This is a genomic window from Pseudomonas sp. UBA6753, from assembly GCF_002453565.1.
GTDB lineage: Bacteria > Pseudomonadota > Gammaproteobacteria > Pseudomonadales > Pseudomonadaceae > Aquipseudomonas > Aquipseudomonas putida_Z.
Genome location: NZ_DKHD01000003.1, coordinates 76,226 through 99,216 on the forward strand (window position 1 = coordinate 76,226; position 22,991 = coordinate 99,216).

A 22,991-nucleotide genomic window follows, 5' to 3' on the forward strand; every position below is an offset into this window, starting at 1 on the left:
CGTGCAGCTCTCAAGCTGTGCGCTATCCCTGTGGGAGCGGGCGTGCCCGCGAAAGGGCCGGTACAGGCTTACATCAACGGGCGCTCAGGGCCGCATAGCTGTTCATCAGGTTGCGGTAGTTGGGAATGCGCTGCGACAGCAGGTTACCCAACCCTTCGATGTCATTGCGCCAGTCGCGGTGCAGCTCACAGGCCACCGAGAACCAGTTCATCATCTGTGCACCCGCCTGGGTCATGCGCACCCAGGCCGCCTGCTGCACGGTTTCGTTGAAGGTGCCGGAAGCATCGGTCACCACGAACACTTCAAAACCTTCCGCCAGCGCCGACAGGGTCGGGAACGCCACACACACATCGGTCACCACGCCAGCGATGATCAACTGCTTGCGGCCAGTGGCCTTGATCGCCTTGACGAAGTCTTCGTTGTCCCAGGCGTTGATCTGGCCAGGGCGGGCAATGTACGGCGCATCCGGGAACATCTCTTTCAGCTCGGGCACCAGCGGGCCGTTCGGGCCTTGCTCGAAGTTGGTGGTGAGAATGGTCGGCAGGCCGAAGAACTTGGCCAGGTCGCCCAGGGCCAGCACGTTGTTCTTGAACTCGTTGGGCGAGAAGTCCTGCACCAGCGAAATCAGGCCGGTCTGGTGGTCGACCAGCAGCACCACGGCGTCGTCTTTGTTCAGGCGCTTGTAATCGGGTTGGCTCATCGGGGTGACTCCTTGGGTTGGGAAAACGGGCCGGCACTGTCCACAAGGGGCTATACCGGCGGATAGGTTCGGCTTAAGGATGGGCCTGCGCCTGGCGCCAGGCCTTGGGCGGCTGGCCGACCAGGCGGCTGAAGGCACGGGTGAAATGGGCCTGGTCGCAAAAGCCGCATTCCAGGCTCACGTGGGTGATCGGCGCCTCGGTGGCGAGCAGGCGCTTGGCCTTTTCCATGCGTGCCAGCAGGCGCCAGGCCTGGGGCGAGAGGCCGGTGTTGACCTTGAATGCGCGGGAGAAGTGGCTGCGGGTGAGGTTGCATACCCCGGCGATTTCGATGATCGACAACGGGCTGTGCAACATCAGTTCCTTGGCCCGGCGCAACCGTGCTGGCGTCAGTGCGCCGGGGGTTTGCAGCGGTGCTTGGGGCGTCCCGGGGTGCATGGCGACTCTCCTGTTCAATGCAGGAAGTCTCGCCCCCGGCACATGACAAAGTCCTGAGCCAAACCTGAATTGTTGTTAATTGCGCGCTGCTGGCCCTGGCTGTTTTACCGATACCTTAAGATGCGTTTCGTATTCAGCTTCAGGCCGCCAGTGGCGGCCGGCATTCAAGGCAAAAGAGCCATGCAGGAAAAACCCGCCCACCGCACCGTGGCCATGGTGCTGTTCAATGATGTGCTGTTGCTGGACGTGACCGGGCCCATGGACGCGTTTGCCATTGCTAACCGCTTCCTTCCTGCCGAGCGGAAGTACCGGCTGCTGACCCTGGCCGAAGGGCAGGCAGCGGTGCGCGGCTCCTGCGGGTTGAAAGTGGTAGCCGACCTGCGCCTGGAGGACTTGCCGGAAGCCGTCGACCTGTTGCTGGTGCCAGGCGGCCCGGGGGCCTATGACATCGCCCTGCCAGGCATCGAGCGCTGGCTGCCCCAGGCCGTGCGCCAGGCCAAACGCTTTGGTGCCATCTGCACCGGGGTATTCCTGCTGGGCCGGGCCGGGCTGCTGGACGGCTATCGCTGCACCACCCACTGGAACTACGTGGAGCGCCTGGCACAGGCGTTCCCCGAGGCGAAGGTCGAGACCGAACAGATCTACGTGATCGACCGCTGCCTGATTACCTCGGGCGGCATCACCGCTGGCATCGACCTGGCACTGGCGGTGGTGGCCGAAGACCACGGCAAGGCGCTGGCCCTGGAAGTGGCCAAGGTGCTGCTGGTCGCCCGCCATCGCCAGGGTGGGCAAACACCCTACGGGCCACTGCTGGCGGCTGTACCGCGGGATGATTCGCCGATTGCCCGGGTGCAGGCGTATATCGTCGACCATATCGAGCAAGCCTTCACCGTGCAGAAGATGGCCGACCTGGTGGCCATGAGCGGGCGCAACTTCGCCCGCACCTTTCAACGCGAGGTGGGCATCACGCCGCTGCAATACCTGCAGAACGCACGCATCGACCGCGCGCGCAAACTGCTGGAAGGCACCGACCTGCCGTTGAAGGTAGTGGCTGCGCAGTGCGGGTTTGGCAGTGACCGGCATTTGCGCAAGGTGTTCTGCGAGCGGATTGGCATGACGCCGGCGCAGTATCGGGCGCAGTTTGGTGGCGGTGAATAGTCAGATCTGCGCTGCCTTCTTCGCGGGCACGCCCGCTCCCACAGCGATAACACCGGCCTCAGGGGCAGTGTTGTACCTGTGGGAGCGGGCGTGCCCGCGAAGAGGCCACCACAGGTTGTCACCTGTACCGGGACAATGTTTCTCCCCGATGGCAGATTGTCTGACTCCATCTCAACCCCCAGAATTGTCCGCCAAACTGATCTAACGCTGCCCCGGCAGCTCATGGAGTAAGAGCCAATGCCACACGAAGGCAGCCTTCTGCAAACCGCGGTGATCTTCCTGCTCGCCGCGGTCCTCGCCGTCCCCCTGGCCAAGCGCCTGCACCTGGGGGCCGTGCTCGGTTACCTGCTCGCCGGCGTGATCATCGGCCCGCAGGCGCTGGGCCTGATCCGCGACACCGAAAGCGTGGCGCACATTTCCGAGCTGGGCGTGGTCCTGCTGCTGTTCATCATCGGCCTCGAGCTGTCGCCCAAGCGCCTGTGGCTGATGCGCAAGTCCGTATTCGGCGTCGGTACCGCCCAGGTGGTGCTGACCGGTGCGCTGATCGGCGCCATCGCCCTGTTCGGCTTCAGCCAGACGCTACCGGCGGCCATCGTGCTCGGTCTGGGCCTGGCGCTGTCGTCCACCGCCCTTGGCCTGCAGAGCCTGGCCGAAAGCAAGCAGCTCAACGCCCCGCACGGCCGCCTGGCGTTCGCCATCCTGCTGTTCCAGGACATCGCCGCCATCCCACTGATCGCATTGGTTCCGCTATTGGCCGCCAGTGGCCCGGACACCAGCCACGGCGACAGCCTGGAGCATGGCCTGAAGGTGTTCGCCAGCATCGCCGTGGTCATCGTCGGTGGCCGCTACCTGCTGCGCCCGGTGTTCCGCACCGTGGCCCGCACCGGCCTGCCGGAAGTGTCCACCGCCACCGCGCTGCTGGTTGTGATCGGCACGGCCTGGCTGATGGAAGAAGCCGGCATTTCCATGGCCCTGGGTGCCTTCCTCGCCGGCCTGCTGCTGGCCGACTCGGAATACCGCCACGAGCTGGAATCGCAGATCGAACCGTTCAAGGGCCTGCTGCTGGGGCTGTTCTTCATCAGCGTCGGCATGGGCGCCAACCTGCGCCTGCTGCTGGAAATGCCTTTGGTGGTGCTGGGCCTGACCCTGCTGCTGGTGGCCGTGAAGCTGGTACTGCTGATCGGCGTCGGGCGCCTGGCCGGTGGCCTGAACAGCGCCAGCGCCCTGCGCCTGGGCATGGTGCTGGCTGCCGGTGGCGAATTTGCCTTCGTGGTGTTCAAGCTGGGCAAGGACCAAGGCTTGTTCGACACCCAGACCTACGACCTGCTGCTGATGACCATCACCCTGTCGATGGCCATTACCCCGCTGCTGATGATTGGCTGCGCCCACGCCCTCAAGCGCCCGCAACCGGCGCGTGAGGTGCCGGAGCATTACAAGCAGATCCAGGCTGACACGCCACGGGTGGTGATCGTCGGCATGGGCCGCATGGGCCAGATCGTCGCGCGCATCCTGCGGGCACAGAAGATTCCGTTCATTGCCTTGGAAACCTCGGTGGACACCATCGAGATGACCCGCATGTTCGAACAGGTACCCGTGTTCTACGGCGACCCACTGCGCCCCGAGGTGCTGCATGCCGCCAAGGTGGGCGAGGCGGAATACTTCATCATCACCATCGATGACCCGGAAGCTGCCATTCACACGGCTGAACGGGTGAAACGCCTGTACCCGCACCTGAAAGTGCTGGCCCGCGCGCGTAACCGCCAGCATGTGCACAAGTTGGCGGATGTCGGCGCCGAGCCAATTCGCGAGACGTTCTACTCCAGCCTGGAGATGACCCGCCGGGCATTGGTGGGGTTGGGGTTGAGCGACGCGCAGGCGGCGGACCGGATTGCGCGGTTTACCCAGCATGACGAGGAGGTGCTGGTGGCCCAGGGGCAGGTGCGTGATGACCGGGCCAAGGTGATGCAGACGGCCAAGGAGGCCCGGGCGGAGTTGGAGCGGTTGTTTGATTCGGATGCGGATTGAGGGTTGGCGCATCGATTCAGGAAGAGGGCTCAGGCCCTCTTTTGTATTTTTGGCTTGAGATTGTCTGGGTCCGCTGCACGGCCCTTCGCGGGCACGCCCGCTCCCACAGGTACTGCACCGCTTGCCAGGCTTGCGCTATTCCTGTGGGAGCGGGCGTGCCCGCGAAGGGCCGCGCAGCGGACCCAGTGCACAAAAATATCAGCAGCATCCTACTTCGTTGCGAGCCATTTCCTACTCAGCTACACCATCTGACGAATTATCCTACGCACCGTGTCGACGCCCGTCTGATTGTCCGGGGAAAGCCTGCTCTCTAGGCTTGCCGGGTCGCTGTCGGTTCAGCGATCGGGTGTGGAAACCCGTCTGGTCTGAGGTGCTGTCTTCAATGGCAGCTGTGCGCGGGAGGCCGTATGGCCTACCGGGTTGCCTCCGACCGGTTTTCCACCCCGCGTACAACTGCCACCCTTCGTGTGGAAACGGATGGTTGCAGGACAACCTTGTGAGGTCACTGCAATGAAAAAAATTGTCCCCAATCCACCTCTTCCCGACACCAAAGAGCGCGCTTTCAGCCGCTGCGATGCCGGCCATCCACCTTTGTTCACAGTAAACCCGGGCGTCTCTGCCCACGACGCCCTGGTTCATGTCGCCCAGTACCTGCGCGGTGCCTACGATTGTGGCTACAAAGCCCTGGAACACCTGGATGAAACCGGCAAGAGCCTGTTCTGGAGCAACCTGAATGCGCTCGAAATGGCAGAAGGATTGGTTGAGGCATTGCTGGATGGGATTGAGTCGCAGCCCATGAATTGATGTTGTCTGTTCCGGCCTCTTCGCGGGCTTGCCCGCTCCCACAGGTACTGCACTGCGTCAGAGCCTGTGGTGATCCTGTGGGAGCGGGCAAGCCCGCGAAGAGGCAGGCACAGCAAACACAAAAGGCCGGCTCCCTATAGAGAGAGCCGGCCTTTTTGCATTCAACTAACGGGCTGTTACTTACCCGCAGTCAGCGCGTTGTAGCTGGTAATCAGGTTGCGATAATCCGGAATGTGGTTGGAGCACAGCGCCGCCAGCCCTTCGATGTCGTTGCGCCAGTCGCGGTGCAGCTCACAGGCCACGCCGAACCAGGTCATCATTTGCGCGCCGGCGCGGCTCATGCGGTCATGGGCAGCATCGCGGGTCATTTCGTTGAAGGTGCCGGAAGCATCGGTTACCACGAACACTTCGAACTCCTCTTCCAGGGCCGACAGCGCCGGGAACGCTACACAGACCTCAGTCACCACGCCGGCAATGATCAGCTGCTTCTTGCCAGTGGCCTTCACCGCCTTGACGAAATCTTCGTTGTCCCAAGCGTTGATCTGGCCCGGGCGGGCGATGTACGGGGCGTCCGGGAACAGGGCTTTCAGCTCTGGTACCAGCGGGCCGTTGGGGCCTTGCTCGAAGCTGGTGGTGAGGATGGTCGGCAGGTTGAAGAACTTGGCCAGGTCGGCCAGGGCCAGCACGTTGTTCTTGAACTTGTCCGGCTCGATGTCACGGACCAGGGACAGCAGGCCAGCCTGGTGGTCGACCAGCAGGACAGCGGCGTCGTCTTTGTTCAGGCGGTTGTAGGTGAATTTGCTCATGGTCTGTGCTCCTAAGGGTTATGAATTTTTCAGCATTCGGGGGTGTTTCGCGTTGATGGGCACAGATTAAAATCATCACCTTTGTGGCGGTAGATAGCAGAATTTGGCTTTAGCGTTCCGTTTTATGAACGATAGATTGGCGCTGGAGTTACTGGCCTCTTCGCGGGCATGCCCGCTCCCACAGCTACTGCACTGGCTTTGAATCTTGTGCGATCCCTGTGGGAGCGGGCGTGCCCGCGAAGAGGCCAGTACAGGCAGCCAACAATCCGGAGACCGATCATTGGAAGACCTCAACTCCCTCTACTACTTCACCCAAGTAGTCGAGCACGGCGGCTTCGCCCCGGCTGGCCGGGCGCTGGACATGCCCAAGTCGAAGCTAAGCCGGCGCATCGCCGATCTCGAAGACCGCCTGGGCGTGCGTCTGCTGCACCGCACCAGCCGCCATTGTTCGCTCACCGAGATCGGCCAGGCCTACTACAACCGCTGCCTGGCCATGCGCGTGGAGGCCGAGGGCGCGGCGGAGATCATCGAGCGCAACCGCAGCGAACCGCGCGGCCTGGTGCGTATCAGTTGCCCGACCACCCTGCTCAATTCCTGGGTCGGGCCGATGCTGACCCGCTACATGCTCAAGTACCCGCAGGTGGAGCTGTTCATCGAGAGCACCAACCGCCGCGTCGACCTGCTGCACGAGGGTTTCGACATCGCCCTGCGGGTGCGCTTTCCACCGCTGGAGAACACCGACATGGTGATGAAGGTACTGAGCAACAGTACCCAGTGCCTGGTCGGCCAGCCGCAGTACCTGGAGCAGTTGCCCAAGGGCTTCGACCCGCAGCTGCTCGGCACGCTGCCGAGCCTGCATTGGGGCAGCGCCCAGCGTGAGTACCAATGGGAGCTGTTCCAGGGTGAGGACAGCAGCCGCAGCATCGTCATCCCGCACACACCGCGCATGGTGACGGACGACCTGTTCGCCCTGCGCCATTTCGTGGTGGCCGGGGTGGGTATTGCGCACCTGCCGCGGGTGGCGGTGCGCGAAGACCTGGCGGCGGGGCGGCTGGTGGAGTTGTTGCCGGAATGGCACCCGCGTTGCGGCATCGTGCATGCGATCTTCCCGTCGCGGCGGGGGTTGCTGCCGTCGGTGCGGGCGCTGATCGATCATCTGGCCGAGGAGTTTGCGATCAGCGACATGGCTTGAGTTCTGGGTTGGCTGTACCGGCCTCTTCGCGGGCTCGCCCGCTCCCACAGGTTCACCACAGGCTCTGAACCCTGTGCAAAACCTGTAGGAGCGGGCGAGCCCGCGAAGAGGCCGGCACAGGCAAACCCAGCCAGAGCACACACATACAAGACCCCTGGCCTATCCTTCCTCCACATTCCCGGATCATCCCTCCCGGAGCCCCCATGATCCGCGCCACTCACGGACCAGGCCGCGCCCTGCTCGCCACCCTCGCCCTGTGCCCGGCGCTCAGCCAGGCCGAAGAGCCCGGCTGGTCGCTGCTCAGCCGCAACTACTTCCTGCACAGCGACTTCCGCTCGCCCTCCGGCAGTGGCCAGAACTACCGCCAGGAATGGGCCCAGGGCTTCATTGGCGAAATCCGCTCCAGCTTCACCGAGGGCACACTCGGCGTCGGCATCGATGCCCATGGTTTTCTCGGCCTCAAGCTGGACGGCGGCCGCGGCCATGCCGGCACCGGCCTGCTTCCGCGCGACAGCGATGGCCGCGCCGAGTCCGACTACTCCAGCGCCGGCGCCGCACTCAAGGTGCGCCTGGGCAACACCCAGCTGCGCTACGGCGAAATGACCGTGGAAACCCCGGTGTTCGACACCAGCGACAAACGCCTGCACCCGGAGTACGCCACCGGCTGGTTCCTGGACAACACCGACCTGCCCGACTGGCGCCTGCAGGCCGGGCACTTCACCGCCTTCAACAACCAGGACAACAGCTCCAGCCATGATGACTTCAGCGGCTACGGCGCTACCACCGACAACCGTGCCATCAGCCTGGCCGGCGCCGCGTTCGCACCCGACGGGCCATTTGGTGGCGCACTGTACGCAGGCCAGCTGGAGGACACCTGGCGCCAGGCCTACCTCAACCTGAACCTGGCCGAGGGCAACTGGCGCCTGGACGGCAACCTGTACAAGACCCGCGACACCGGAAATGCCAGTGCCGGGGCAATCGACACCCTCGCCTACAGCCTGCTGGCCAGGTACAGCTTCGGCGCCCAGGCGCTGAGCCTGGCCTACCAGAAGGTCGAGGGCGATACCCCGTTCGACTTCGTCGGCGGCGACTCCATCTACCTGGCCAACTCGATCAAGTACGCCGACTTCAACGGCCCCGGCGAGCGCTCGTGGCAACTGCGCTACGACCTCGACTTCGCCACCCTCGGCGCCCCCGGCCTGAGCCTGATGGGCCGCTACGTCAGCGGCCGTGGCATCGACGGCAGCCATGCCCCGGCAGGCGGCGCCTATGTGGGCCAGTACGGCGACGGCGGCAAGCACTGGGAGCGCGACATCGACCTGAAATACGTGGTGCAGTCGGGCGCCGCCAAGGACCTGAGCCTGTCGTTTTCCCACGTCAGCCACCGCGCCAACCAGGCCCAGGCCGGCGATGACATCGACCGGATCTACCTGATCATCGAATACCCACTCAAAGGCAGCTTCTGACATGAGCACGACCCCTTCAGGCGCCTGGAGCCCATTGCGCAACGCCACCTTCCGCATGCTGTGGATCGCCACCATCGCTTCCAACATCGGCACCTGGATGCACGAGGTGGGCGCCGGCTGGCTGATGACCACACTGTCGGCCAGCCCGTTGCATGTGGCCCTGATCCAGGTAGCCGGCTCGCTACCGATGTTCTTCCTCGCCCTGCCGGCCGGCGCGGCGGCGGATATTGTCGACAAGCGCCGCTACCTGTTGCTGGTGCAACTGTGGATGTCTTCGGTGGCCGTGGTGCTGGCGGCCCTGACCCTGCTCGGGCTGATGAACGTCACCCTGCTGCTGGTGCTTACCCTGGCGCTGGGCATCGGCACGGCACTGATGATGCCGGCCTGGAGCGCGCTGACACCGGAGCTGGTGGGCAAGGACGACCTGGCCAACGCGGTGGCGCTTTCCAGTGTCGGTATCAATGTGTCGCGCGCCATCGGCCCGGCTTTGGCGGGCGTGGTGGTGAGCATGGTCGGCCCGTGGCTGACCTTCGCCCTGAATGCCATCTCGTTCGCCGGGGTGATTCTGGTGCTGTTCCTGTGGAAGCGCGAGGTGAAGGAGCCGCTGCTGCCGGCCGAGCGCTTCGTCGGCGCCATGCGCACCGGGCTGCGTTTCGCGCGCAGTGCCAAGCCCTTGCAGGCGGTGATATTGCGCGCCTTGGCATTCTTTTTCTGCGCCAGCGCCGGCACCTCGCTGCTGCCGTTGATCGTGCGTGGCGAGATGCAGGGCACCGCCGCCGATTTCGGCCTGCTGCTGGCGGCCATCGGCATTGGCGCGGTGGCCGGCGCCACCTTGCTGCCACGCCTGCGCGAACGCATCAGCCGCGACCGCCTGGTGCTGCTGGCCAGCCTGCTGTATGCCCTGTTCCTGCTGGCCCTGGCGCTGGTGCGCAACTTCTATGTGCTGCTGCCGGCAATGCTGCTCAGCGGCGCGGCGTGGATTGCCGTGCTGTCCAACCTGCAGGTGGCGGCGCAGACCTCGGTGCCGGCCTGGGTGCGGGCGCGGGCGCTGTCGGTGTACATCCTGATCTTCTTTGGTGCCATGGCCAGTGGCGGGTTGCTATGGGGCACGCTGGCCAGCCATGCAACGATCACCTTGAGCCTGCTGCTGGCCGCAGGAGGCTTGGCACTGGGCACGCTGCTGACCTGCAAGGTGACGCTGCCGGAAACCGCAGCCGAGGAGCTGACGCCGTCACTGCATTGGCCGGTGCCACTGCTGAGCGACGACATGGACAAGGAAAGCGGGCCGGTGATGGTCACCGTGGAATACCACATCGACCCGGCCAAGGCCGAGGCGTTCCAGCAGGCAGCGCGGGAGCTGGAGGCGATGCGCAAGCGCAATGGCGCGTTGTCGTGGGGGTTGATGCGCGACAGTGCGGACCCGGCGTTGTGGCTGGAGTTCTTCTTCGAGGAATCGTGGCTGGAGCATTTGAGGCATCACCACCGGGTTACCCGGGGTGAGCTGAAGATCGAGGCCAGGGTGCGGATGCTGCAGACCGATGGGGTGAAAGTGAAGATTCGGCATCTGTTGGCTGGAGCTGAGCACAAGGCTCACCATTGATGCTGGCCTCTCCGGCCCTATCGCCGGCAAGCCAGCTCCCACAAGGTCTCCACAGGTCCTGAGGGCTGTGCAGTACCTGTGGGAGCTGGCTTGCCGGCGATAGGGCCAGCACAGAAGGAACAAAAAAGGGGGCCAATAACTGGCCCCCTTTTTCACATCAGCTCAGCTTAGAAAGCAAAGCACGAACAACCCAACGCCCCCCAGAAGCCCTGGAAGTCATTCACCGGCACACTCGAATGCCGTGCCTTCTCATGGCTGTGCGCATGCACCCCGCAAGGCCCGACACACTGGTGCGCCACCGCTGCCAGCGACGGCGTGCCCACGCGCCAGTGGCCCGGCACCTTGGTCACCGGCGACCACTCCGGCAGCACCGGCACCTGGGGCGGGCCGAGCTTGTCGAATTCCGCCGCGCCATACACCACCTTGCCGTCGACCACGGTCAGCACCGACTCGATGCCCTTGATCGCCTCTTCATCGACACTGAAGAAGTCCAGCGACAGCGCCGCCAGGTCGGCCAGCTGGCCCACCTTGATCTGGCCTTTCTTGCCCTGCTCGCTGGAGAACCAGGCGCTGCCCTGGGTGAACAGCTGCAGCGCGGTGTCACGGCTGAGGCCTTCCGGGTACAGCTCCATGCCACCGACGGTCTTGCCGCTGACTAGCCAGTACAGCGAGGTCCACGGGTTGTAGCTGGACACGCGGGTGGCGTCGGTACCGGCGCCCACCGGCACGCCCATGTCGAGCATGCGCTTGATCGGCGGGGTCTGCTCGGCAGCCTTGGCGCCGTAGCGGTCGACGAAATACTCACCCTGGAAGGCCATGCGGTCCTGGATGGCGATACCGCCGCCCAGCGCACGCACACGCTCGATGTTCTGCGGGGTGATGGTTTCGGCGTGGTCGAAGAACCACGGCAGGCCATTGAACGGGATATCGCGGTTGACCTTCTCGAACACGTCGAGCATGCGCGTGATCGATTCGTTGTAGGTGGCATGCAGGCGGAACGGCCAGCGCTGCTCGACAAGGTGGCGCACCACCGGCTCCAGCTCTTGTTCCATGGTTTGCGGCAGGTCCGGGCGCGGTTCGAGGAAGTCCTCGAAGTCGGCGGCGGAGAACACCAGCATCTCGCCGGCGCCATTGTGGCGCAGGAAGTCGGTACCGCTGTGCAGCTTCACGCTGGACGTCCACTTGCGGAAGTCGTCCAGCTCTTCCTTGGGCTTCTGGGTGAACAGGTTGTAGGCAATGCGCACGGTCAGCTGGTTGTTGTCGGCCAGCTCCTGGATCACCTGATAGTCGTCCGGGTAGTTCTGGTAGCCACCACCGGCATCGATGGCGCTGGTCAAGCCCAGGCGGTTGAGCTCGCGCATGAACTGGCGGGTGGAGTTGACCTGGTATTCCAGCGGCAGCTTCGGCCCCTTGGCCAGGGTGGCGTAGAGGATCATCGCGTTGGGGCGGGCGATGAGCATGCCGGTCGGGTTGCCGAACTTGTCACGCTGGATCTCGCCGCCCGGCGGGTTGGGCGTGTCCTTGGTGTAGCCGACGGCCTTGAGCGCGGCGCGGTTGAGCAGTGCGCGGTCATACAGGTGCAGCAGGAATACCGGGGTGTCAGGTGCGGCCTGGTTGATTTCCTCCAGGGTGGGCATGCGTTTTTCGGCGAACTGGAACTCGTTCCAGCCACCGACAACGCGCACCCACTGCGGGGTCGGCGTACGCGCAGCCTGGTCCTTGAGCATGCGCAAGGCATCGGCCACCGAAGGCACGCCTTCCCAGCGCAGTTCCAGGTTGTAGTTCAGGCCACCACGGATCAGGTGCAGGTGCGAGTCGTTCAGGCCAGGGATGACCGTGCGCTGCTTGAGGTCGATGATCTGCGTGGTGGCGCCCTTGTGGGCCATGGCTTCGGCGTCGTTGCCCACTGCGATGAAACGGCCATCCTTGATGGCGACAGCGGTCGCGGTGGGCTTTTCACGATCAACGGTGTGCAGTTTGCCGTTGAACAGAATCAGATCGGCGGTCATGGAACCTCCTTGGGTGGATGCGTGAGCGGAACCGGCGGAACCGGTAAAAGGCAATGCGGACCAGAGCGCGCCGGCGGCACCGAGCACGGTACTGGTGGCGAGGAACTGGCGACGGGTCTTGTCGTTGCGGTCCTGGGACATGGTGTTCTCCGTCTGGGTGCGGCAGCGGGCAGGCGCAACTGCGGAGCATGCCGGTTGGTGTGGGGGCAAGGCTTGGATGGATGTGCGGTGGGTGGTTGAAGGTTAGCCCTGTTCAGCATTTGTGCTGCCTGGGCTGGCCTCTTCGCGGGCACGCCCGCTCCCACAGGGGATACCACAGTCTTCAAGGCCGGTGGTGTCCCTGTGGGAGCGGGCGCGCCCGCGAATGCCCCAGCACAGTTACTTCTGAAGGAACGCCAGCAAGTCTTGGTTGAGTTGCTGTGCATGAGTCACCGCAAACCCGTGCGGCGCCCCCGCGTACACCTTCAGCTCAGCCCCGCGAATCAGCTCCGCCGCCTGCTTGCCGGTGCTCTCGAACGGTACGATCTGGTCGTCGTCACCGTGGATCACCAGGGTTGGCACATCGATCTTGGCCATATCCGGGCGGAAGTCGGTTTCGGAGAACGCGGTCACGCAATCCAGGGTGCCCTTGATCGATGCCATCAGCGCAATGTTCAGGGTCTGGGTCTGCACACCCTGGGACACCTGCTGCCCATGGTTGATGCCATAGAACGGCGCGGCGAAATCGGCGATGAACTGCGCCCGGTCGGCACGCAGGCCGGCGCGGATGCCCTCGAACACCGACAGGTCGACACCGTCAGGGTTGTCGTCACGCTTGCCGAACACCGGCGTCACCGCGCCCAGCAGCACCAGCCCGGCCACCCGCTCGCTGCCGTGGCGGGCGATGTAGCGGCTGACGTCGCCGCCACCCATCGAGAAGCCCACCAAGGTCACGTCGCGCAGGTCGAGGTGTTCGATCAGCTGGGCGATATCATCGGCGAAGGTGTCGTAGTCGTAGCCGTTCCATGGCTGGCTCGAACGGCCGAAACCACGGCGGTCGAAGGCGATGGCGCGGTAGCCGCGGCTGGCCAGGAATTCCATCTGCGAATCCCACATGTCGGCATCCAGTGGCCAGCCGTGGCTGAACAGCACAGGTTTGCCGCTACCCCAGTCCTTGAAGTAGATCGAAGTGCCATCGCGGGTAACGAACGTGCTCATGTCGGTATCTCCTTGAAAATGTCGAGGTAAAGGCCTGGCTCAGCCACGCAGCCAGTTGGCGCAGCGGCGGGTTACCCAAGGCATGATGTAGAACACCACGGGCAGGATGACGAACACATTGACGATCAGGTTGCCGGCAATCACACCGCCCAGCTGCGGGAAGCGTGCGAACAGCGGTGCCAGCAGTTGCGGAATGATCATGGTCATCGGGCAGATCACCAGGTAGGTCAGCAGCGCCTGCTTCCAGCGCGGCGGTTGCGCTGCCGTGGTGCCCGGGGTGCTATCAAGAACCTGGTGTTGCAGGCATACGGTTACCACTTCGCGGTTGTCTTGGAGTGCGGTGTTCATCGGCGTTCCTTGGGATGAGCTTGCCCGCATCCACTGTGCAACGGCGGACGGGCGCTGGATTGGACAGGTGTGCTGCCTTGGCGGGCACCGGTTGGCGGTGCCCGCGCATCTGGCTTACTTGTTGGCGTTGAAAGCGTTGTAGCTGGTGATCAGGTTGCGGTAGTCCGGGATGTGGTTGGAGCACAGCGCGGCCAGGCCTTCGATATCGTTGCGCCAGTCGCGGTGCAGCTCACAGGCCACGCCGAACCAGGTCATCAGTTGTGCGCCGGCCTGGCTCATGCGGTCGTGGGCGGCGTCGCGGGTCATGGCGTTGAAGGTGCCGGAGGCATCGGTGACCACGAACACTTCGAACTCTTCTTCCAGGGCCGACAGCGCCGGGAAGGCTACGCACACTTCGGTCACCACGCCGGCGATGATCAGCTGCTTCTTGCCGGTAGCCTTCACCGCCTTGACGAAGTCCTCGTTGTCCCAGGCGTTGATCTGGCCTGGGCGGGCGATGTAGGGGGCGTCCGGGAACAGGGCTTTCAGTTCTGGTACCAGCGGGCCGTTCGGGCCTTGTTCGAAGCTGGTGGTGAGGATGGTCGGCAGGTTGAAGAACTTGGCCAGGTCGGCCAGGGCCAATACGTTGTTCTTGAACGCGTCCGGCTCGATGTCGCGGACCAGGGACAGCAGGCCAGCCTGGTGGTCGACCAGCAGGACAGCGGCGTCGTCTTTGTTCAGGCGGTTGTATTTGAAGTTGGTCATGGTCGTTGCTCCTAAGGGTTTTGATCTTTTCAGTAAGTTGGGTGTTTCGCGTTGATGGGAGAAGATTAAAACCATGACCTTTTGGGCGGTAGATAGCGATTTTTGGATCTAGCGTTCTGTTTTATGAACGATGGATTGATGCTGGATTTGCCGGCCTCTTCGCGGGCTTGCCCGCTCCCACAGGGATCGCGCATCCATCAACTCATGCACAACTTCTGTGGGAGCGGGCAAGCCCGCGAAGAGGTCGGCACAGGCTGTCATTGCCTGCCCGGCCAACCTGCTCTATTACTACCCACAGCCCTCCCCTCACCCGAGACCACCATGCTGGCGTTCATCCAGTCATACCCGTTGTTGCTCGGCACCGCCCTGATCCTGCTCGACCTCGTGCTTTGGCAACTGATCCCTCTCCAGCAACGCGCCTGGCGCATCGGCGCGCGGCTGGTGCTGTTCCTGCTGTTCAGCTCGGTACTGGTGGCTGCCGGCATGAGCCCGATGCAACCACCACCCTGGCCCGATGATGTCTCGCGCAACCTGATCGCCACGGTACTGGCGATCGGCTGGTGGCTGTTCGGCGCACGCACGGTGACGGTGGTGTTCGGCCTGTTGCTGGTGGCCCGCGGCAGCCATGGCGGGCGTTTGCTGCAGGATGTGCTGGGGGCGCTGATCTTCCTGGCTGCCGTGGTCGCTGCCGCAGGCTATGTGTTGCAGTTGCCGGTCAAGGGCCTGCTGGCCACGTCGGGGGTAATGGCCATCGTCATCGGCCTGGCGCTGCAGAGCACACTGGCCGACGTGTTCAGTGGGATCATCCTGAACACCACACGGCCGTATCAGATTGGCGACTCGATCTCCATCGACAGCACCGAAGGCAAGGTGCTGGAAATCGACTGGCGTGCCACCCGCCTGCTCACCAGCACCGGAAGCCTGGCGGTAATCCCCAACTCGGTGGCGGCCAAGGCCCGGCTGCTCAACCACAGCCGCCCTGCCGATGTGCACGGGGTGTCGATCAGCGTGGTGGTGCCGGCCAAGGTGCGGCCCAAGCGGGTGTTCGATGCGCTGGAAAAGGCCTTGCAAGGCGTCAGTGCCATTCTTGCAACACCAGGACCAAAGGTGACGGTGAAAGCCTCGACGCTGGAATCAGTGGAGTACGAAGCCAGTGGCTTCGTGGCCGACGCGGGCGCCAAGGGCGACGCGCGCAACCAGCTGTTCGACCTGGCCCACCGGCACCTGGAGGCCAGCGGGGTGATGTGGAACACCGACCTGGCCATGCCACCACGCAGCCGCCAGCGCGAGGTGCTGGACGAGGTGCGGGTGTTCCGCTCGCTGAGCGCGGAAGAGCGCGATGCGCTTAGCCAGCGCATGACGGCGGTGGAATACCTGGCCGACCAGGTAATCCTGGGCGTGGGCGAGCATTCCGATCATTTGCTGGTGATTGGCAGCGGGGTGGTTTCGGCGTCGATCCGCGATGGCGACAAGCTGGTCGAGGCCGGGCGCATGGGGCCGGGCGAGGTGCTGGGGATCGAAGGAATCATCGACGAAGAGGAATCGCTGGCCGAGTTCCGCACGCTGACCGGTTGCGTGCTGTATCGGATCGACAAGGAACAGGTGAAGAGCTGCCTGGTGCAACGCGGCGATGTACAGACGGCCTTGAGCAAGTTGCAACGGTTTCGGCGGCAGAGCCGGGAGTCGTTGTTGCTGCAGAAGCCGGTTTCGATCAAGAAGGGCGGCTTTCTCAGCTGGTTGCACAAGTAAGCCTGTGCCGGCCTCTTCGCGGGCGCGCCCGCTCCCACATGTCCACCACAGCACTCACTGTGGGAGCGGGCATGCCCGCGAAGAGGCCTGTATTTACAACACAACTCTCAAGCATTGCCCCGCGTGGTACAGCGAGAACCCGGACTCGTAGAACGCAGTCCGCAGCGAGGGCGCACTCACGCCCTTCATCGGCGAAAACGGAATCGGCAGGCTGCCCGCCTCCCCCTTCAGCAGGAACTCGGCAAACGCCCGGCCAATCACGGTCCCGGTAGTATTACCCCGCCCGTTGTACCCGGTCACCGCCACCAGCCCCGGCGCCGGCTCGAACAGCCGCATCAGGTGGTCTGGGGTGAAGTCGATGCAGCCGGTCCAGTGCATTTCCCACTCGACCTTGCCCAGCTCCGGGTAATAGTGGCTCTGGATGCGGTCGGCCCAGCTGCGCACGAACCAGGCCGGCTTGTTGTCGACCCGGCCCAGGCTGCCGAGCAGCAGGCGGCCCTGGTCGTCGCGACGGATGCTGCTGAGCACGGTGCGGGTGTCCCACGAGCCTTGGCCATGTGGCAGCACCTTGTCGGCTGCAGCACCCTGCAACGGCTTGGATGCCACCTGGTAGTAGTAGCCGCGGAAAAACTGCTTCTGCAGGTTGCTCCAGTCGCCTTCGGTGTAGGCGCCGGTGGAAATCACCACCTTGTCGGCGCGCACCGAACCACGTGCGGTCTTCACCCGCCAGGCATCGCCGTCACGCTCCAGGCCTTCGACCGAAGACTGCTGGAACAGCTTGCCACCCAGGCGTGCCACCGCTGCGGCCAGGCCCTGGGTGTAGCCCATGGGGTTGATGGTGCCGGCGCGGCGGTCGAGCAGCGCGGCGGAAATCTTGTCGGTGCCGCAGTATTCCTGGCATTGGGCGCCGGTCAGCAGCTCCACATCGGCACCCCGGCGGCGCCATTGTTCGTGGCGGGCCTCGAGGTCGGCGATACCGGTGGCGTTGTGCGCCATGTGCAGCGTGCCTTTGTGCTGGGCCTGGCAGTCGATGCCAAGGCGTTCGATCATGGCGAACACTTCGGCCGGGGCTTCGCCGAGCACCTTGTTCAGGCGGCTGCCCTGCTGCAGGCCAAGGGTGGCCTCGACATCGTCGGGGCGGATCCAGGTGCCGGCGTTGACCAGGCCGACGTTGCGCCCGGAGCCACCGTGACCGATCTTCCAGGCCTCCAGCAGGATCACCGACTTGCCCTGTTCGAGCAGGTGGATGGCCGCCGACAGGCCGGTAATGCCGCCACCGATCACGCAGACATCGGCCTTGTGCTCACCGGCCAGGGCCTGGGCGGCGACGGTCGGTTTGCTGACGAATTCCCACAAGCATTCTTGACGCAGTTCGGACATGGCCCGGCTCCAGCAATTTGTTCTTGTTTGGGGCCGCGTTAGGGCCCATTCGCGGGCAAGCCCGCTCCCACAGGAGGTACACAGGTTTCGAAATCTGTGGGGTACCTGTGGGAGCGGGCTTGCCCGCGAACCGGGGGCTGAGCCCCCGGCCATGCAGCATCAACCCATCAGTCGAACACGATACCCTGCGCCAACGGCAGTTCGCGCGAGTAGTTCACGGTGTTGGTCTGGCGACGCATGTAGCCTTTCCAGGCATCCGAACCGGACTCACGGCCACCGCCAGTCTCCTTCTCGCCACCGAACGCACCGCCGATCTCGGCGCCGCTGGTGCCGATGTTGACGTTGGCGATGCCGCAGTCGCTGCCCGAGGCGCTCTGGAAGCGTTCGGCCTCACGGATGTCGGTGGTGAAGATGCACGACGACAGGCCTTGTGGCACTTCGTTGTTCAGGCGCAGGGCCTCTTCGAAGTCGTCGTAGGCCAGCACGTACAGGATCGGGGCGAAGGTTTCGTGGCGCACCACGTCGCTCTGCGCCGGCATTTCGGCGATGGCAGGCGATACGTAGTAGGCGTTCGGGTACTGGTCGGCCAGCTGACGCTCACCACCAAATACCTGGCCACCTTCGTCGCGGGCCTTGGCCAGCGCGCCCTGCATGGCGTCGAACGACTGCTTGTCGATCAGCGGGCCCACCAGGTTGTCCTTGCGTGGGTCACCGATGCGCACCTTGCCGTAGGCGGCTTTGACGCGGGCAACCACTTCGTCCTTGATCGAACGGTGCACGATCAGGCGGCGCAGGGTGGTGCAACGCTGGCCGGCGGTGCCGACTGCGGAGAACAGGATGCCACGCACGGCCAGGTCGAGGTCGGCGCTCGGGGCCAGGATCATGGCGTTGTTGCCGCCCAGTTCGAGGATGCTGCGGCCGAAGCGGGCAGCCACACGTGGGCCGACTTCGCGCCCCATGCGGGTGCTGCCGGTGGCGCTGACCAGCGGTACGCGCGGGTCGTCGACCATGGCTTCGCCGGCTTCACGGCCGCCGATCACCAGTTGTGCCAGGCCAGCCGGGGCATCACCGAAGGCTTTCAGGGCTTTTTCGAACAGCGCCTGACAGGCCAGGGCGGTCAGCGGGGTCTTCTCGGACGGTTTCCATACCACCGAGTTACCGGCGACCAGGGCCAGGGCGGTGTTCCAGGCCCAGACTGCGACCGGGAAGTTGAAGGCGCTGATCACGCCGACCACGCCCAGCGGGTGCCAGGTTTCACGCATGTGGTGGCCAGGGCGCTCGGAAGCGATGGTCAGGCCGTACAGCTGGCGCGACAGGCCAACGGCGAAGTCGCAGATGTCGATCATTTCCTGCACTTCGCCCAGGCCTTCCTGGGTGATCTTGCCGGCTTCGATCGAAACCAGCTCGCCGAGGTCGGCCTTGTGCTCACGCAGCACTTCGCCGAACAGGCGCACCAGCTCGCCACGGCGCGGGGCCGGCACGCTGCGCCAGGCTTCGAAGGCGCTCTGGGCCTGATCGATGCGGGCGATGGTCTCGGCCTTGCCGAGCAGTTTCACCGAGGCGATCTGGCTGCCGTCGATCGGCGTGTGAACAGGGTAGTCGCCCTGGGTGTAAGCCTCGGCAGCAACGCCAAGGCGCTCGAGCAGTCCAGCAACCATTTGTGCATCTCCTACATCGGGTGATGGGGTGGAAAAATGATGTGGATCAGTATTAATCCGATCACACCGGTGCAACAAACGACCTTTATTCCGCATATCATTCCGTCAGGTAATGATTTGAGCCGCAGAGACCGCTATGTCCAAACGCCTGGTGCCCTCCATGACCGCCCTGCAGTGCTTCGAAGCTGCAGCCCGCCATTTGAGCTTTACCCGTGCCGCCGAAGAGCTGCACCTGACCCAGAGCGCGGTCAGCAAGCAGGTGGCGCAGCTTGAAGACATGCTGCGCCACCACCTGTTCCTGCGTATCCGTCGCCGCCTGCAGCTGACGCCGGCGGGCAGCCTGTACCTGGCCGAGGTCAACAAGATCCTCACCCAGGTGGATATGTCCAGCCGCTACGTGCTCACCTACGGCGAGCAGACCGAGATATTGAAGGTAGCCACTCAGCCGAGTTTTGGCGTGCGCTGGTTGATCCCGCACCTAAAGGGCTTTGGCAAGCGCCACAGCAACATCCACCTGGACATCCGCAACGAGATGGAACCGTTCGCCCTGCTGCAGGGCTCGGCGGACGTGGTGTTCTTCTATGGCCAGGGCACCTGGCCGGGGGCCACCTGCGTGGAGCTGTTCGGTGAGGAGGTGGTGCCGGTGTGCGCGCCGGAGTTGCTGGCCGGGCGAGAACTGAACGATGCCGGGGAGCTGGCCGAACTGGTGCTGCTGCAGAGCACGTCGCGGCCAGAAGCCTGGCACGAGTGGTTCCTGGAATTGGGTTTGCAGAGCGTCAGCGCCTACCACGGGCCGCGCTTCGATACCTTCTACATGGCCTTGAGCGCGGCGCAGGCCGGGTGCGGGGTGGCGTTGGTGCCGCGCTACCTGGCGGCGAAGGAGCTGGCCGAGGGGAGTTTGGTGGTGCCGTGGAACCATGCGATGCGCAGTGCCGGGGCGCATTACCTGGCGTATGCCGAGCATGCGGCGGAGGTGCCCAAGGTAAGGGCGTTGGTGGAATGGATTCGTGAGCAGTTATCGGCTTGAGGGCCTCTTCGCGGGCACGCCCGCTCCCACAGGTATCGCGCAAGGCCTGAACCCTGTGAGGTGCCCGCGAAAGGGCCCTTGAGGTCGATCAAAAAAGGAATGACACACTCACTTTTTTTCGCTTGTGAGCAAAGTGCATTCCCAGCTTTCATGTAAGCGTCCGAACCCAACCAGGAAGCTAGCGATGCCCGCCCACGATTTCGTCAGCCCCGACAGCATCCGCGCGCAGTTCTCTGCCGCCATGTCGCTCATGTACAAACAGGAAGTGCCCCTGTACGGCACGCTGCTGGAGCTGGTGAGCGAAATCAACCAGCAGGTCATGGCCCAGCAACCCGAGGTTGCCGAGGCCCTGCGCTGGACCGGCGAAATCGAGCGCCTGGATCAGGAGCGCCACGGCGCCATCCGTGTGGGCACCGCCGCAGAGCTGGCCACCATCGCCCGACTGTTCGCGGTCATGGGCATGCAGCCGGTCGGCTACTACGACCTCAGTTCCGCCGGTGTGCCGGTGCATTCCACCGCCTTCCGCGCGGTACACGAGCAGTCGCTGCACGTCAGCCCGTTCCGCGTGTTCACCTCGCTGCTGCGCCTGGAGCTGATCGACAACCCGCAACTGCGCGAGCTGGCAGAGAGCATCCTGGCCAAGCGCCAGATCTTCACCGCCCGTGCCCTCGAACTGATCGCCCAATGCGAGCACGATGGTGGCCTGAACGCCGCCGATGCCGAGGCGTTCGTGCAGGAAGCGCTGCACACCTTCCGCTGGCACCATGACGCCACCGTCACTGCCGAGCAGTACCAGCAGTTGCACGACCAGCACCGCCTGATCGCCGATGTGGTGGCCTTCAAGGGCCCACACATCAACCACCTGACCCCGCGCACCCTGGACATCGATGCAATCCAGCTTGGCATGCCGGCCAAGGGCATCCCGCCAAAGGCCGTGGTCGAAGGCCCGCCCACCCGCCGCCACCCGATCCTGTTGCGCCAGACCAGCTTCAAGGCCCTGCAGGAAAAGGTCGCGTTCAGCGACCAGCAGGGCAGCGAAGGCAGCCATACCGCGCGCTTCGGCGAAATCGAGCAACGCGGCGCGGCGCTGACGCCGAAAGGTCGCCAGCTGTACGACAAGCTGCTCGATGCCACCCGCGCCGCCCTGGGTGGCGCCCCGGCCGAGGCCAATGCCGAACGCTACATGGCGTTGCTGAAGGACGCCTTTGCCGAATTCCCGGATGACCTGGCACAGATGCGTGAACAAGGGCTGGCCTACTTCCGCTACTTCGCCACCGAGAAAGGCCTGGCTGCGCGCGACCAGGACGGCCGCCCGACCACACTGGAAGGGCTGATCGAGGCTGGCCATGTGCACTTCGAGGCGTTGGTGTACGAGGACTTCCTGCCGGTGAGCGCGGCGGGGATCTTCCAGTCCAACCTGGGTGACGATGCGCAGGCCGAGTACGGCAGCAACGCCAACCGCGACGCGTTCGAAGCGGCGCTGGGGCTGCAGGTGCAGGATGAGCTGGCGCTGTATGCGCAGAGCGAGCGTCGGTCGCTGCAGGCGTGTGCACAGGCGTTGAACCTGGGCTCGATGTAAGGCATTGCGGCCTCTTCGCGGGCTCGCCCGCTCCCACAAGTACAGCGCAGGCTTCAAGGCATGCGATAACCCTGTGGGAGCGGGCAAGCCCGCGAAGAGGCCGGTACAGGCGATCAAAGGGCCGGCAGGATCTGCACATCCGGCAAATCCATCGCCGCCACCTCCTCTTCCAGAAACGCGCTCAAACGCCGCAACCGCTCGCCCCCTGGCCGAGTGCGCGGCCACACCAGGTAATAATCCATCCCGCTGGGCACCGCCGTCGGCCAAGGCAGGCTCAAGCGCCCCTGCGCCACATCTTCGGCCACCATCAGCAAATCACCCATGGATATGCCATAGCCACGCGCCGCGGCAATCATGCCCAGCTCCAGGGTGTCGAACACCTGCCCGCCCTTGAGCGAAACCTTGTCACTCAGCCCCATGCGCTCCAACCATTCCCGCCAGTCGCGCTTGTCCACCGTGGGGTGCAGCAGCTCGATGCAGGCCAGCCGACGCTCGTCCCAGGGTTCCTCGTCGAGCAGGTCTGGCGCACCCACGGGGATCAGCAGCTCCGGGAACAACCTGCGCACTTCCCATTCCGGCGGGAACACCCCGTCGCTTAGCAACACCGCGCAATCGAACGGTTCCTGGTTGAAGTCCACATGGTCGACATCCATCCAGGCGCTGGTCAGCTGCACTTCGTTGCCAGGCTGCAAGTGGCGAAAGCGGCTAAGGCGCGCCAGCAACCAGCGCATGGTCAGGGTCGAGGGGGCCTTCATGCGCAGGATGTCATCCTCACCGCGCAAGGTATCGCAAGCCCGTTCCAGCGCGGCAAAGCCTTCGCGCACACCGGGCAGCAGCACCCGCGCCGCTTCGGTCAGTTGCAGGCTGCGGCCGCTGCGCACGAACAGACGGCAGGCAAAATGCTCCTCCAACGTGCGGATATGTCGGCTGACCGCGCTCTGGGTAATCGACAGCTCTTCGCCGGCACGGGTGAAGGAGCTTAGCCGCGCGGCGGCTTCGAATGCGCGCAGGGCATACAGCGGGGGGAGCTGACGGGACATGAGGCACCTGCCATACGGGGCTGTGATATGAATCACCGGGAAGCATATATACATGAGTCAGACTCATGCCAAT

At 64.3% G+C, this 22,991-nt stretch carries 19 protein-coding genes; 9 read left to right on the forward strand and 10 right to left on the reverse strand.

What is annotated here, in order from left to right:
* Positions 1-73: 73 nt before the first annotated feature.
* The gene (gene ycaC, locus B2790_RS02090; RefSeq protein WP_286918150.1) at positions 74-700 is read right to left on the reverse strand and encodes an isochorismate family cysteine hydrolase YcaC; all 627 of its coding nucleotides are present in this window, start codon (positions 698-700) and stop codon (positions 74-76) included.
* A gap of 73 nt (positions 701-773) precedes the next feature.
* Entirely contained in the window at positions 774-1,136 is a 363-nt protein-coding gene (locus B2790_RS02095) for a helix-turn-helix domain-containing protein (protein WP_046613660.1), read from the reverse strand.
* A 180-nt stretch (positions 1,137-1,316) separates the two neighbouring features.
* Here B2790_RS02095 and B2790_RS02100 point away from each other — a divergent pair, with 180 nt between their 5' ends.
* The 3 genes from B2790_RS02100 (at position 1,317) to B2790_RS02110 (ending at position 5,123) form a co-directional block, all read left to right on the forward strand.
* A complete protein-coding gene (locus B2790_RS02100) occupies positions 1,317-2,294 on the forward strand; it encodes a GlxA family transcriptional regulator (protein ID WP_025341082.1) in 978 nt (325 codons plus the stop codon).
* Positions 2,295-2,531: 237 nt separating this feature from the next.
* Positions 2,532-4,319: a monovalent cation:proton antiporter-2 (CPA2) family protein gene (locus B2790_RS02105; RefSeq protein ID WP_286918151.1), complete on the forward strand. Its 1,788-nt coding sequence runs from the start codon at positions 2,532-2,534 to the stop codon at positions 4,317-4,319.
* A gap of 510 nt (positions 4,320-4,829) precedes the next feature.
* Positions 4,830-5,123, forward strand: a complete 294-nt coding sequence (locus B2790_RS02110; protein WP_015272306.1) for a hypothetical protein — start codon at positions 4,830-4,832, stop codon at positions 5,121-5,123.
* 176 nt (positions 5,124-5,299) lie between these two features.
* On the opposite strand, the gene ycaC (B2790_RS02115) is transcribed toward B2790_RS02110, so the two are convergent.
* Positions 5,300-5,929, reverse strand: a complete 630-nt coding sequence (ycaC, locus tag B2790_RS02115; RefSeq protein WP_013974760.1) for an isochorismate family cysteine hydrolase YcaC — start codon at positions 5,927-5,929, stop codon at positions 5,300-5,302.
* 280 nt (positions 5,930-6,209) lie between these two features.
* Between ycaC (B2790_RS02115) and B2790_RS02120 the strand changes: the two genes are divergently transcribed.
* From B2790_RS02120 to B2790_RS02130, 3 genes are all read left to right on the forward strand, one after another.
* A complete protein-coding gene (locus tag B2790_RS02120; RefSeq protein WP_075046740.1) occupies positions 6,210-7,121 on the forward strand; it encodes a LysR substrate-binding domain-containing protein in 912 nt (303 codons plus the stop codon).
* A 203-nt stretch (positions 7,122-7,324) separates the two neighbouring features.
* On the forward strand, positions 7,325-8,587 hold the full coding sequence (locus B2790_RS02125; RefSeq protein WP_274078274.1) for an OprD family porin: 1,263 nt from the start codon (positions 7,325-7,327) through the stop codon (positions 8,585-8,587).
* A gap of 1 nt (position 8,588) precedes the next feature.
* Positions 8,589-10,187, forward strand: a complete 1,599-nt coding sequence (locus tag B2790_RS02130; protein ID WP_137162655.1) for an MFS transporter — start codon at positions 8,589-8,591, stop codon at positions 10,185-10,187.
* 167 nt (positions 10,188-10,354) lie between these two features.
* On the opposite strand, the gene B2790_RS02135 is transcribed toward B2790_RS02130, so the two are convergent.
* The 4 genes from B2790_RS02135 to ycaC (B2790_RS02150) all read right to left on the reverse strand — a co-directional run bounded on the left by B2790_RS02135 (position 10,355) and on the right by ycaC (B2790_RS02150) (position 14,485).
* On the reverse strand, positions 10,355-12,196 hold the full coding sequence (locus B2790_RS02135) for an amidohydrolase (RefSeq protein WP_015272310.1): 1,842 nt from the start codon (positions 12,194-12,196) through the stop codon (positions 10,355-10,357).
* Positions 12,197-12,574: 378 nt separating this feature from the next.
* Positions 12,575-13,393, reverse strand: coding sequence for an alpha/beta fold hydrolase (locus tag B2790_RS02140; protein WP_286918152.1), 819 nt, complete (start codon positions 13,391-13,393; stop codon positions 12,575-12,577).
* A gap of 39 nt (positions 13,394-13,432) precedes the next feature.
* Positions 13,433-13,741 (reverse strand): hypothetical protein, encoded by a 309-nt coding sequence (locus tag B2790_RS02145; RefSeq protein ID WP_085664283.1) that lies wholly within the window; start codon positions 13,739-13,741, stop codon positions 13,433-13,435.
* 114 nt (positions 13,742-13,855) lie between these two features.
* Positions 13,856-14,485, reverse strand: coding sequence for an isochorismate family cysteine hydrolase YcaC (gene ycaC, locus B2790_RS02150; protein ID WP_085691498.1), 630 nt, complete (start codon positions 14,483-14,485; stop codon positions 13,856-13,858).
* A gap of 321 nt (positions 14,486-14,806) precedes the next feature.
* Here ycaC (B2790_RS02150) and B2790_RS02155 point away from each other — a divergent pair, with 321 nt between their 5' ends.
* Complete coding sequence (locus B2790_RS02155) at positions 14,807-16,234, forward strand: mechanosensitive ion channel family protein (protein ID WP_286918153.1); 1,428 nt, start codon at positions 14,807-14,809, stop codon at positions 16,232-16,234.
* Between the two features lie 93 nt (positions 16,235-16,327).
* Here B2790_RS02155 and B2790_RS02160 read toward each other — a convergent pair whose 3' ends face one another.
* Positions 16,328-17,614 carry an NAD(P)/FAD-dependent oxidoreductase gene (locus tag B2790_RS02160; RefSeq protein ID WP_013974769.1) on the reverse strand — a complete coding sequence of 429 codons (1,287 nt, stop codon included), beginning with the start codon at positions 17,612-17,614 and terminating at the stop codon, positions 16,328-16,330.
* Positions 17,615-17,781: 167 nt separating this feature from the next.
* Positions 17,782-19,272, reverse strand: a complete 1,491-nt coding sequence (locus B2790_RS02165) for an aldehyde dehydrogenase family protein (RefSeq protein ID WP_003253547.1) — start codon at positions 19,270-19,272, stop codon at positions 17,782-17,784.
* 136 nt (positions 19,273-19,408) lie between these two features.
* On the opposite strand from B2790_RS02165, the gene B2790_RS02170 reads away from it, so the two are divergent.
* Together B2790_RS02170 and hglS are read left to right on the forward strand one after the other, a co-directional pair.
* Entirely contained in the window at positions 19,409-20,299 is an 891-nt protein-coding gene (locus B2790_RS02170; RefSeq protein ID WP_137162658.1) for a LysR family transcriptional regulator, read from the forward strand.
* 184 nt (positions 20,300-20,483) lie between these two features.
* A complete protein-coding gene (hglS, locus tag B2790_RS02175; RefSeq protein ID WP_286918154.1) occupies positions 20,484-21,878 on the forward strand; it encodes a 2-oxoadipate dioxygenase/decarboxylase HglS in 1,395 nt (464 codons plus the stop codon).
* A gap of 113 nt (positions 21,879-21,991) precedes the next feature.
* Here the strand turns inward: hglS and B2790_RS02180 are convergent, their stop codons facing one another.
* Positions 21,992-22,918, reverse strand: a complete 927-nt coding sequence (locus B2790_RS02180) for a LysR substrate-binding domain-containing protein (protein ID WP_013974772.1) — start codon at positions 22,916-22,918, stop codon at positions 21,992-21,994.
* Positions 22,919-22,991: the final 73 nt, after the last annotated feature.